11 protein-coding genes are annotated in these 11,571 nt (G+C 33.3%); 5 read left to right on the forward strand and 6 right to left on the reverse strand.

Going from position 1 to position 11,571, the window contains the following annotated elements:
* Nucleotides 1-57 precede the first annotated feature (57 nt).
* From T410_RS10310 to T410_RS10330, 5 genes are all read left to right on the forward strand, one after another.
* The gene (locus T410_RS10310; RefSeq protein ID WP_081897827.1) at nt 58-1,509 is read left to right on the forward strand and encodes an alginate export family protein; all 1,452 of its coding nucleotides are present in this window, start codon (nt 58-60) and stop codon (nt 1,507-1,509) included.
* A 31-nt stretch (nt 1,510-1,540) separates the two neighbouring features.
* A complete protein-coding gene (locus tag T410_RS10315; RefSeq protein WP_035671335.1) occupies nt 1,541-2,770 on the forward strand; it encodes a CmpA/NrtA family ABC transporter substrate-binding protein in 1,230 nt (409 codons plus the stop codon).
* A gap of 117 nt (nt 2,771-2,887) precedes the next feature.
* The gene (gene ntrB / locus T410_RS10320; RefSeq protein WP_081897828.1) at nt 2,888-3,775 is read left to right on the forward strand and encodes a nitrate ABC transporter permease; all 888 of its coding nucleotides are present in this window, start codon (nt 2,888-2,890) and stop codon (nt 3,773-3,775) included.
* Nucleotides 3,776-3,978: 203 nt separating this feature from the next.
* Nucleotides 3,979-4,785, forward strand: a complete 807-nt coding sequence (locus tag T410_RS10325; protein ID WP_035671338.1) for an ABC transporter ATP-binding protein — start codon at nt 3,979-3,981, stop codon at nt 4,783-4,785.
* Between the two features lie 111 nt (nt 4,786-4,896).
* Nucleotides 4,897-5,445, forward strand: coding sequence for a chlorite dismutase family protein (locus tag T410_RS10330; protein ID WP_035671341.1), 549 nt, complete (start codon nt 4,897-4,899; stop codon nt 5,443-5,445).
* 108 nt (nt 5,446-5,553) lie between these two features.
* Here the strand turns inward: T410_RS10330 and T410_RS10335 are convergent, their stop codons facing one another.
* From T410_RS10335 to nirD, 6 genes are all read right to left on the reverse strand, one after another.
* On the reverse strand, nt 5,554-5,955 hold the full coding sequence (locus tag T410_RS10335) for a RidA family protein (RefSeq protein ID WP_035671343.1): 402 nt from the start codon (nt 5,953-5,955) through the stop codon (nt 5,554-5,556).
* A gap of 368 nt (nt 5,956-6,323) precedes the next feature.
* Nucleotides 6,324-7,805, reverse strand: coding sequence for a nitrate/nitrite transporter (locus T410_RS10340; RefSeq protein WP_035671345.1), 1,482 nt, complete (start codon nt 7,803-7,805; stop codon nt 6,324-6,326).
* A 154-nt stretch (nt 7,806-7,959) separates the two neighbouring features.
* The gene (locus T410_RS10345) at nt 7,960-8,619 is read right to left on the reverse strand and encodes a response regulator transcription factor (RefSeq protein WP_035671349.1); all 660 of its coding nucleotides are present in this window, start codon (nt 8,617-8,619) and stop codon (nt 7,960-7,962) included.
* Between the two features lie 126 nt (nt 8,620-8,745).
* A complete protein-coding gene (locus T410_RS10350) occupies nt 8,746-10,554 on the reverse strand; it encodes an ATP-binding protein (RefSeq protein WP_035671351.1) in 1,809 nt (602 codons plus the stop codon).
* Nucleotides 10,555-10,566: 12 nt separating this feature from the next.
* Nucleotides 10,567-11,154 carry a DUF4202 domain-containing protein gene (locus tag T410_RS10355; RefSeq protein WP_035671354.1) on the reverse strand — a complete coding sequence of 196 codons (588 nt, stop codon included), beginning with the start codon at nt 11,152-11,154 and terminating at the stop codon, nt 10,567-10,569.
* 29 nt (nt 11,155-11,183) lie between these two features.
* Nucleotides 11,184-11,561 carry a nitrite reductase small subunit NirD gene (gene nirD, locus T410_RS10360; protein WP_035671356.1) on the reverse strand — a complete coding sequence of 126 codons (378 nt, stop codon included), beginning with the start codon at nt 11,559-11,561 and terminating at the stop codon, nt 11,184-11,186.
* Nucleotides 11,562-11,571 lie beyond the last annotated feature (10 nt).

Here is an 11,571-nt window from a genome sequence, read left to right on the forward strand (position 1 = left end):
GCATCTAAGTATTAGTACTTACGTAAATTTGCTTCATACTAATTAAAACATATGATTATGCAAAAGTTTAAAACCACATTACTGGATGCTCAAGGATTAAAAATTGGAAAAGTTTCAAGAGTAAATCTTTCAAAATCTATTTTCTTGGGAATCGCCTTAACATTTTTAAGTCATAATGAAGCGAAAGCTCAATTAACTGCAACAGGACAAATTAGAGAGAGAACCGAAATAAGAGCAGGTCAAGGAACTTTGCAAAAAGATGGAGAAAAAGCCGGTTTGTTCAATTCTCAAAGAGCACGATTAAATATAGGATTCACTGGGTATAGATTTAAAGTATTTATGGCATTACAAGACGTACGTGTTTGGGGTCAGGATGCTTCTTCTATAAACAGAACAACTACTGAAGCAAATAATGGGATTCTATTGCACGAGGCTTGGGGAGAGATTATGTTAAACGATACAATTAGCAGCATTCAAAATTTATCTTTAAAAATAGGTCGTCAGGAAATTTCTTATGATGACCAAAAAGTATTAGGAGGTTTAGATTGGTTGCAACAAGGTAGAAGACATGATGCAATTGTATTCAAATTTGCAAATAAAGGTTGGATTGCTGATGTTGGAGCTGCATTTAACCAAAATAAAGAACTGAACACTGGTAATGTTTACAACGGAGTTCCTACTGCTTATGGCGCTGGTACAAATGGAATTGGTACGATGTATAAATCATTTCAATATGCGTATTTAGGAAAGAAACTTTCTTTTGGTGATATTTCGTTTTTATTCTTTAAAGATGACTTTAATAAATATACTACTGTAACTTCTGGGACACCTGCAGTAACGACTAAAGTTTATGGAGAAGGAGTTTGGAGTCGCAATACTACTGGTTTTTACTTTAATACTAATGTTACCAGAAAATTCAATCTAACTGGAAGCGCATACCACCAAGGAGGACATGACAAAGACGGAAGATCTATAAGTGCTAATCTAGCTTCTGTAACATCAACATTACAAGTAGGAAGAAAATTATTTGTAGGACCTGGAATTGATTATTTATCTGGTGATGACGGGACAAAAACAGTTACTGCTACAACTGATAACAATCGTTTTGACCCACTTTACGGAACACCTCACAAATTCTGGGGAAGTATGGATTATTTCTACGCTGCTAATGGTTTTGGAAAACAAGGATTGTTAAACTACTTCTTCAAAGCTAAATACAATATGAGAGACAACCTTATTTTACAATTAGATCTTCATGGTTTTGAAGCGGCGAATACATTATCAAATGGCGCTGGAGGAAAATTAAGTTCTTATTTAGGTACTGAAGTAGATATGGTAGTTAAATATAACATGACTAAAATGATCAACATAGAAGCGGGATATTCTATTATGAAAGCTACTAATTCAATGGCATCTGCAGCAGTTAAAAATGTTACAAACCCAGATCTTAGCCCACAATTTGCTTATGTGATGCTAAATATTAAACCAAACTTTTTAGCCAAAAAATAAATTATAGTATTCAATTTTTAAAACAAATAAAATGAAAAATTCAAATAAACAAATAACAAAGGTTTTCAAAAGAGTTGCGTTAGCCTTGTTAGTAGTATTGGGTTCGGCTTTTACAACAATAAATGCTCAAAATGATCCAGTACGATTGGGTTTTATTCCCTTAACGGATTGTTCGCCAATTGTTATGGCTAAGGAACTAGGGCTGTTCAAAAAATACGGAGTTGAGGTTGTAGTAACCAAAGAATCGTCATGGGCAAATGTTCGTGACAAAATCCTAACAGGTGAATTAGACGGAGCACATTGTTTATATACCATGCCTTTTTCAGTGTACACTGGAGTAGGAGGAAAAGCAGGATCTGAAATGAAAATTGCTATGATGTTAAACGTGAACGGTCAAGCCATAACGCTTTCTAATGATTTTTGTGGAAAAGTAGGCTTCAAGCAAATGAATAAAGTAGCACCGGTGGTTGCTGCTAAATTAAAAGCCGAAAAAGAAGTGACTTTTGCCATGACATTCCCTGGTGGAACGCATGATTTATGGTTGCGTAACTGGATGTCAATTGCAGGTTTAAATCAAAAAGCGGTAAAAATCATTACAATTCCTCCTCCACAAATGGTTGCTAATATGAAAGTTGGTAATATGGACGGATTTTGTGTAGGGGAGCCTTGGGGTGGCGTTGCTGTAAAACAAGGAATAGGTTTTACTCAAATCGCTTCTCAAGATATTTGGAAAGATCACCCAGAAAAAGCTTTGGTGGTAAATAAAGATTTTAGCACTAAACGTAAGGCTGATTTAGTTAAAGTTATGAAAGCAGTTATGGAAGCATGTATCTGGTTAGACAATCCTTCAAATCGCAAAAAAGCGGCTGCAATCATTGGTAGAGCACCTTATGTAAACGCTCCGGCTGATGTAATTGAAGCCAGATTGATGGGCGATTATAATTTAGGTTGCAATCAAGGGACAGAAGTGTATACTAATAATTACATGTTATTTCACAAAGGGGGTATGGTAAACTATCCTAGAAAATCATATGCTATATGGGCTATGGCACAGTTTGTAAGATTTGGTTATTTGAAAGAAGCTCCTAATTATGCTGCAATTGCTGATAAATTGATATTACAAGATTTATATGAAGAAGTAGCAAAAAGCATGAAAGTGAAAATTCCAAATGATGATATGAAACCTTTTTCTCTTACAATGGATAAAACTGTTTTTGACCCATCAAACCCTGCAGCGTACTTAAAAGTTGTAAAAAGATAGATTATAATAAACGGAATCCTTAATTACTGTAGCAATGCACTCCAGTGTGTGGCTACAGTAAAATAGAGCGGGTTTTTAAAGAATACAAAACACACAATTGAACTAAATTTTAATAAAATGTCTGATAAAAACACATTAACCGTTGATGCCTTAGACCAAGTAAATAGCGTTTCGACCGAAAGCAATACTGCTGTAGCATCTGAAAATATTAAATTCAAATTGATCCTTAATATAGCACTTGTAAAAATAAAATCATTGGCATTAGCCAGTTTAGGTTTGTTCGTTTTTGCAGGATTTTGGAGTTTACTTAGTTATTATACTAAAGATGCTCTTCCTGGTCCAAAAGCTACTTTGACTGTTTTGTATGAAATGGTAAGAGATCCTTTTTATGATTATGGTCCTAATGATAAAGGAATTGGATTACAATTATTCAGTTCCATAAAAACAGTGCTAATGGGATTTTTATTGGGTTCTTTAATCGCTATTCCTATTGGGATATTGATGGGAGCAAGTTCAATATGTAAACAAATTTTTTACCCAATCGTTCAGCTTTTAAAACCTGTTTCCCCGTTGGCTTGGTTTCCTATAGGTTTAGTTGTGTTCAAAGATACTGGTATGGCAACCATATTTATTGTTTTCATTACCTCATTGTGGTCTACACTTATTAATACCTCTTTTGGGGTAGCATCGATTCCGCAAGACCATAAAAACGTAGCAAAAGCTTTTGGTTTTTCCAAAATGCGTTACCTGACCAAAATTTTAATTCCGTACAGTTTGCCACATATCATTACAGGATTGCGTTTAAGTATCAGTGTTGCATGGTTGGTAATTGTTGCCGGCGAAATGTTGTCTGGTGGTGCAGGAATTGGGTTCTTTGTTTGGGACAGCTGGAATGCATTAAGCTTAGAAAAAGTAATATCAGCCATTATCATCATAGGTATTGTAGGATTGCTTTTTGACAAATTATTTACTTATATCGAAAATAAAGTAGCTTACAAAGCATAATAATCTGGGCGTGCCCCTCCGTAAAAACTACGGGTCGTGCTGTACGTTCCCGCTTTTTATATAATTGAACGGCCTTTTCAGGCGGTACAATTATATAAAAGAGCTCCACTGCCATCACTCACGCAAACCCATAAAACGAGCAATTCACTATAAACCAACATCGATTTAATTTTTTATCATTAAATCATATAAATATAAAGATCATGAGCTATTTAGAAATCAAAGATTTGGAAATTTCGTTTCCAACTCCAAAAGGGAAATATGTTGCAGTAAGAGATATTAATCTTTCTATCAAAAAAGGAGAAATTGTATCCATCATTGGGCATTCAGGATGTGGAAAATCTACCATTATGAATGCTATTGCAGGAATGATTACGCCAACAGGCGGAACGGTTGAATTAGACAATCAAAAAATAAAAGGACCAGGACCAGATCGTGGAATTGTATTTCAAAATTATTCTTTATTGCCTTGGTTAACGGTAGAACAAAACATTTTTCAAGCAGTTGATTCTGTAATGAATTGTTCTAAAAAAGAGAAACATGAAATTGTAGAGAAGAACCTTAAAATGGTTAATTTATACGAGCACAAAGATAAATTGCCAGGACAATTATCTGGAGGAATGAAACAAAGAGTAGCAATAGCAAGAGCATTTTCAATAAATCCGGGGGTTTTATTATTGGACGAGCCTTTCGGAGCGCTGGATGCCCTAACCAAAGGTTCCATGCAACTCGAAGTACTGAAATTATGGAACTTAAATAACAGAGACAAAACAATTATCATGATTACGCATGATATTGAAGAAGCCTTATTTTTATCGGATAGAATTGTGGTGCTAAATAACGGTCCGGCTTCCACTATCAGAGAAATAGTTGAGGTTCATTTGCCAAGACCAAGAAACAAAATCGAAATCGTAAAAATGCCCGAATATATAGAGTTAAGAGATAAATTATTACATCTATTAACCGATAAATTTTCTATCGAAGATATGGGAATGGTGTATAAAAGTTAATTTTTTGGTTTAGTTTAATTTGTTTAGTTAATTTAAGAATCCCTGAGATATTGAGCCATTTCAGGGATTTTTTATATAAATACTAAATGCTAATTGTAATAATAAAACAATATGAATACTACAATTTTTGATTTTATAGGTGATACTACAGGGGAATGGAAAGTAACTTTAATGGTTGCTTTGAAAGGAGAATCAATCGAGCCGGTTTCTCACATAAAAAGAGTTTCAAGTTCCTTAATTTTATCTAATGAAGGAATTTGGTCTCTTAAAGGAATTGTTAGTAACCTTAGATATACTGAGAAAGAAGATAAAGAGAAGTTACTTGCTATACAAGAAGATTTAGGTCGACCCGAAGCTACTTTAGCTGCATTTATTCCCATCCGAAAATCAGAAGCATGGTGGAATCTTGCACAAGACGAACGTAGAAAAATAATGGAAAATAAGTCGCAGCATACCCAAATAGGGATGAAATATTTGCCTGCAATTGCCAGGAAGTTATTCCATTCAAGAGATATTGGTGAACCTTTTGATTTTTTGACCTGGTTTGAATATGCTCCGGCTGATGCAGCTGCTTTTGAAGATCTTTTAGCAGCACTTCGTAAAACAGAAGAATGGAATTATGTGGACAGGGAAATTGATATTCGATTGATCAAAATGTAACCTAAAACATAGCGTTAAGAGATAAATTATTTGCGAATGGAATCACTCTATCGCTGCGCAAAGTCTTGCACTTTGCGGAGCTTAGAGTAGTCCATCCGTAATTTTTCATTATTTTGTTTTTACATCTTTGACTGCAGTTCCTGCAATCTTTATTTTTCCTCCAAATGGTAATTTCTGAACTTCATAAACAGTTCTTGCTGGACGCCTATTCTCTGGAAACAAACTAATGAATAATTGATTTATTTCAGTTAAATTTTCTAAATCACTAAATGCAATGTCAATAAATACAGTGTCTTCTTTCTCAAATCCAGCATTTTTTAATACAGCAAAAAAGTTTTCAAATGCAATTTCTGTTTCTTTTAATGCAGTTCCGCAAACATATTGTCCTTCGGCGTTTACCGATAGTTGTCCGCTAACAAAACACATATTATTTGCTACGACTCCGTGACTTATTGGATTTGTCCAATTTGGCAATCCATCTCCTTTTATAATATATTTTTTAGAATTCATTCCTTTGTATTAGTTTGTTATAGTAAAGGTTTTATTGGCAACTGTCGTTCAACTGATAAATACACGCAACTTATAAGTCACAAGCATTTAGTATCAAACTCAAATATACACTTAAATTAATTTCATTATTTCTTAAATACGATTTTAAACAAAAACCGCAAATTCACAGATTTTAAAGCTGTGAATTTGCGGTTAATTTTTGTAGCTTCAACACAAGGCATAAAGCTTAATTAAAAGTGTTACGCCTGTGTATAAAGTAAAAACTTTCTAGAGGAATTGAAAGTTTTGCTACTCTTTTTTAAATGTGTGATTATTGTGTCTATTAACAATTTTTTTAACCCAAATAATCCATTTAAAAAAGTATATTTTTATTTTTTACGTTCCATTTCTCTTGATAAAGCAGGTTGTTTTTCGTTCATAATTTTAGTTACTGTATAATGCATCCAAACCAAGCATATTGCTGAAAACAGAAGTACAAATATCCAAGAGCTTGACCAAATACCTGTTGCAGTCAATAAATAGCCGAAGATAATTGGTCCAAAGAAACCACCAAGGCCACCTATCATTCCTACCATTCCACCTACAACACCTACTTCTGTCGGGAAATATTCAGGAATGTGTTTGTAAACGGCTGCTTTTCCAATTCCCCAAGAAATACCAATCAGGATGACTAAAACTAAGTATACCCACATATTTGCATCAAAATGGATTGCTGTAATTCCTTTGGCTAATAATTCTTTTTTCTTAACATCTTGGTTTTGCGTAACAACGACTTCTTGCCAAGAATTTTTAGTTGGAAAAATAGAACTTTCGGCTACTTTTTCAACCTTTTTATTGATTGGAAAATCTTTATCACCTACTGTTACATTCGATTCAGTAACAGCGGTTATAGTTCCTTTTTTACCTGCCATAACACCTGGACCTGAAGTTGTGATATCCATTTTTGGAACCATCAGCAAAGCACTTAATACTACTGAAGATGATAATACCCAATACATCACTTTTCGGGCACCAAATTTGTCTGATAAATAACCGCCAAAAGCACGAATCACACCCGAAGGTAAACTAAACATTGTAGCAAACAAACCACCCATAACTAAACTGGTTTGATACACATTCATAAAGTTAGGCAACAACCATTGGGAATAGGCAACGAAGCATCCAAAAACTAAGAAATAATACGCTCCAAATCTCCAAACCCTAGCGCTTTTTAAAGACTGAAGCATATCGGTTACTGTTTTTGTTTGGTTCTCTATTTTTTTATTTTTTGTAAAAATCAAGAAAACAATACCAATGATTACCAAGGCTGCACCGTAAATAACAGGCAATAATTTCCAACCATTTTGAGGGTCTTCTACTGAAAAATGATTCAATAAGGAAGGGGCAAGGAATGTGGTGATAGCAGCTCCTGCATTTCCCATTCCAAAAATTCCCAACGCTCTACCTTGCCATTCTTTTGGATACCAAATAGAAGTAAATCCAATTCCAACTGCAAAACTGGTTCCTACCATACCAAACAAAAAGCTTAGAAGGGCAAACATAAAAAAACTATCAGCTAATGGAAGTAAGAATAAGGGAATAGAGCAGAGGAGTAATAATATGGAGAATACGTATTTACCACCAAATTTATCAGTTAAAATACCTATTGGTAAACGCATAATAGATCCTGTTAGAATTGGAATTCCAAGAAGCCAGCCCACTTGGACAACGCTCCATTTAAAAATACCATTATCTACTAAAAAGGTAACTAAAACACCATTTAAAGTCCAACAAGCAAAACATATAGTAAATGCAAGTGTATTTAAAAACAAAATTTTATGCGATTGGGATAATGAGTTTGAATTTTTCATAATACTTATATTTTTTGTCAAAATTAAGTATTATAGCTTATTTAAAACCTGCGAAAAAGCAGGTTTTAAATAATAATTAAGTATTTATACGTATTTTTATATTATTTAGTACGTATTTTTTTGGTTGGGGCAAAAAATTATCTTTAAAAGGATATTAGAGTAAAGAATATTCAGTTGCTTTATTTGAAAGTTCCATAAGATTTTTTACTTTCAATTTTTTCATCAAATTAAAACGGTGTACTTCAGCTGTTCGTTTACTAATGTCCAAAGCTTCAGCGATTTCTTTATTGCCTTTTCCGGACAATAAAAGTTTAAGAATTTCTTTTTCTCTTTTGGTTATCAACTGTTCTTCGTCTAATGTTTGTTTTGTTTCTATTGTGCCTGCCGGATTACTAAGCTGACCAATTAATATAGAAGAAATATCACCACTAAAATATTTTCCGCCATTAGCAACTGTATGAACTGCCTTGAGGAACTCTTCTTTACTGGAACCTTTAAGTAAATATCCATCTGCTCCAGCTTTGATAGATTTTAGTACGTATTCTTCTGATTCGTGCATAGAAAGCATAACAATTTTAACCATATTGTTTTGACTTCTTAGTTTTTCGACTACTTCAATGCCAGTCATATTAGGCATACGAATGTCTAATATCAGTAAGTCAGGTTGAGTTGTTTCTACTATTTTTAGGGCTTCTAAACCATCTGTGGCTTCTCCTACAACTTCTATATTGACTTCGTTTTCTAATAATGATTTGATACCATCTCTTACAAATACATGATCATCTGCCAAAACAACTCGAATAGTATTACTCATGACTTACTTAATTTTTAAATTTGATTATTACGTATATTAACCTAAATATTAAGGCTAAGATACGTATTCTAATGAAATTATTTTATTTGAATTGAAAAAAGTGTGAATTTTGTAAATTTCTGAGGATTATATAGGAATATTGAAAGTAATGCGTGTTCCTTCATTTGGAATCGAGTTGATAAAAACCCTACCATTAATATATTGAATTCGTTCCTTCATGAAAAGTAATCCCATTCCGGATTCACTATTTCTCTTTTTCTCGACTGTATTTATATCAAATCCTTTTCCATTATCGTCAATGGTAATACTCAAAATAGAATTACTATGAGACAATTGAACTATGATATGTGTAGAATCAGCATATTTAATAGCGTTGTTAATCGCTTCTTGTGTTAGTCTGTAAATATTGATTTCTATTAAGGAATCCAGTCGTTGATCAAAATTGGTTTTATTATAAAAAAGAATATTTTTCCCAGTCAATTTGGATAATTCTTGTGCGAGTTTAGCCAAAGCAGAATTAATGCCATGGTCACTTAATTCAGGAGGCATCAAGTTGAAAGTGGCTGTTCGTACTCCTTTTATAATGTCAAGCGATAATTTTTTCAGGTACTCTATTTTTTGAGCTGCTTTTTCTTTATCATCCAGATTGATGCTTTCGAGACTGAATTTTAAGCCAGTAAGCATTTGTCCAATACCGTCGTGGATTTCTCTAGCAATTCTATTTTGTTCGTTTTCTTGATTTTCAACAATTTTACTCGAAATTATTTTCTGCTGATTGATTTTATCAGTTACATTTTCGGTATTCAATCGTTCGACTTCCTGTTCTGCTTTTTTACGTTCGGTAATATCAAAACAGATAATCAACAATTCGGATTCGTCTTTTTTTATGGTTACAGGAACCATTGATATATCCAGCCAAAGTAATTCTCTTTTTCTATTGGTAATATTGAGTTCTCCTTGCCAGCCACTGCGTTGTTTTTCCGCAAGAATCCTATTGATTGTATGTTGTTCTTTTTCTATTGGGGTTAATACTTGCGAGAATTTTTTGTCGGAAATAAAGGGGTTGTACTGAAGTAATTTTGAGAATTTTTCTCCAATATGAATTAGGGAACCATCTGGTGCAACACGGCAATAGAGCAATGTGTTTTCCATGGCATAATTGAGTGATTTCAATTCTTTAACAGAGTTTTCCTTTATTTCGCTGATTATCTCCGTATTATAGGCCAGTTTTAAAGCCTTTTTTTCAGATAGGAGCAGCTTAGAAATTAGCTTTTCTATTTTTTGGTTTGTAGGCTTAAAAATAAAAATTAATTCTAAAAATAAAATCAATAATGTAAAACCAAATATTACGTATTCTGTTTTGCGTTGCAGTGTTACTTTGTCCAGTGCTTCCTGGTCGTACTCACTTACAATTTGGTTCATTTTTAAAAGAAAAACACCTTCATTTTCAAGGATAGTCTGAACTAATTTGTTATTATCTTTTTCCTTTTTATGCTCTTTATTATTTTTTAAAAATTGTGTGGTTGCACTTACAATAGTATCAAAATGAGGTTTTATGGAAGTGAATAGTGCTAAAAGATTCGCACTTTTTTCTTTAGGGAAACCCAGGCTGTCATTTCCTTTTTCTAAATTGTAATGTGTGTTTTTCCAAAGCGAAAGTGTTTCATTAATGCGAAAGATTTCTTGTTTGCTTTTGGTACTGTCAGATACGAAATTTAAGATTAAAACTTCTTTAGTCAATTTCTGGCTTAACATTCTTTGTTTTCCCGAAATGTTTATTATTCGGGAATCACTAAGCTGCCTTTTAAGGTTGTATTGAATAAGAAGTTGACTCAATACTACTGTAATAGCAATAGTCAAAAGAGCGAATATATACAATCGCCTTAATTTTTTGAAAGTACTTTTATCAACGGACTCTTTGGCTTTGCTTTTCATAACGAAGTCAAATTACAGTCCAAGAGCTTCTTTTATTAATTCAAGATTTTCAGGAATGAAATTTATTTTTAGTGCTTCCTGATGTCCTTTTTCAGACATTTTATTCCAAGTTTTCAGAATGATATTTTTCATTTTCTCCCTGTCGTGTTTGTGAACAAAAGGGTCTAAATAATACTCCAGAAAGACTAAGCAGATAACATCTTCTAAAAGTTGCGTTTCCTCGTCTTTTTTAAGTAATTTTTTTTCGATTAGGAATGAAACTCTTGCGATAAATTCTTCTGTGTAACCTGCTTTTTCTAAAATAGCAGCAGTTGTTTTAGCATGAAATTTTTTCAAATCTTCGCGCCATTTTAAATAGCCTACACGATCCATCGGGTAAGATTCTCTTGCTATTTTCCATCGGCAAATATGTTGTGCTTTAGAGGCGATTTGAATTGCTTCTGAAGCATTTGGATGAAAATCCATTAGTCTTTCATACATTCGATTCGAATATAATAATTCTTTAGGATAGGTTGTAGATTGGTATATTTCCTGGTTTGGATCTTGAGCATTCTCTGCATCAATCCATGTACTTGCGTTCTGGAATGGTGTTGTTGTCATTTGAAATGTTTAAAATCAAAGATACATAATTATTCCAAAAAGCCAACGAATACTTCGTCTTCTACAATTTTTACGGGGTAGGTTGCAATTTTTAAATCATCACCATTCAAATTTGATCCGTCTACAAGCGAAAATGTTTTCTTGTGCATAGGACAAGCTATTTTAGGAATTTCATCAACTGAACCAATCATTCCTCTTGAAAGTACCATTTCCATTTTATGAGGACATAAGTTTTGACAAGCGTACCATTCGTTTCTTCGGTCAAATTTTATGATAGCGATCTGCTTGTTTTTGTATTTGATACATCCACCACCATTACTTGGAAAATCTGTTGTTTTTCCTGCCTTGAACCATATTTTTACTTCGCTTTGAGAAACGGTTTGGTATTGATTTAGAATATTTTCCATTTGAATAATC

It is taken from the genome of Flavobacterium sp. 83 (genome assembly GCF_000744835.1).
In the GTDB taxonomy this organism is placed as follows: domain Bacteria; phylum Bacteroidota; class Bacteroidia; order Flavobacteriales; family Flavobacteriaceae; genus Flavobacterium.

What these genes read in the sequence shown, in the direction of transcription:
- T410_RS10310 (WP_081897827.1), top strand. Translation starts at nt 58, where the DNA reads ATGCAAAAGTTTAAAACCACATTACTGGATGCTCAAGGATTAAAAATT.
- T410_RS10315 (WP_035671335.1), top strand. Translation starts at nt 1,541, where the DNA reads ATGAAAAATTCAAATAAACAAATAACAAAGGTTTTCAAAAGAGTTGCG.
- ntrB (WP_081897828.1), top strand. Translation starts at nt 2,888, where the DNA reads ATGTCTGATAAAAACACATTAACCGTTGATGCCTTAGACCAAGTAAAT.
- T410_RS10325 (WP_035671338.1), top strand. Translation starts at nt 3,979, where the DNA reads ATGAGCTATTTAGAAATCAAAGATTTGGAAATTTCGTTTCCAACTCCA.
- T410_RS10330 (WP_035671341.1), top strand. Translation starts at nt 4,897, where the DNA reads ATGAATACTACAATTTTTGATTTTATAGGTGATACTACAGGGGAATGG.
- T410_RS10335 (WP_035671343.1), bottom strand. Translation starts at nt 5,955, where the DNA reads ATGAATTCTAAAAAATATATTATAAAAGGAGATGGATTGCCAAATTGG.
- T410_RS10340 (WP_035671345.1), bottom strand. Translation starts at nt 7,805, where the DNA reads ATGAAAAATTCAAACTCATTATCCCAATCGCATAAAATTTTGTTTTTA.
- T410_RS10345 (WP_035671349.1), bottom strand. Translation starts at nt 8,619, where the DNA reads ATGAGTAATACTATTCGAGTTGTTTTGGCAGATGATCATGTATTTGTA.
- T410_RS10350 (WP_035671351.1), bottom strand. Translation starts at nt 10,554, where the DNA reads ATGAAAAGCAAAGCCAAAGAGTCCGTTGATAAAAGTACTTTCAAAAAA.
- T410_RS10355 (WP_035671354.1), bottom strand. Translation starts at nt 11,154, where the DNA reads ATGACAACAACACCATTCCAGAACGCAAGTACATGGATTGATGCAGAG.
- nirD (WP_035671356.1), bottom strand. Translation starts at nt 11,561, where the DNA reads ATGGAAAATATTCTAAATCAATACCAAACCGTTTCTCAAAGCGAAGTA.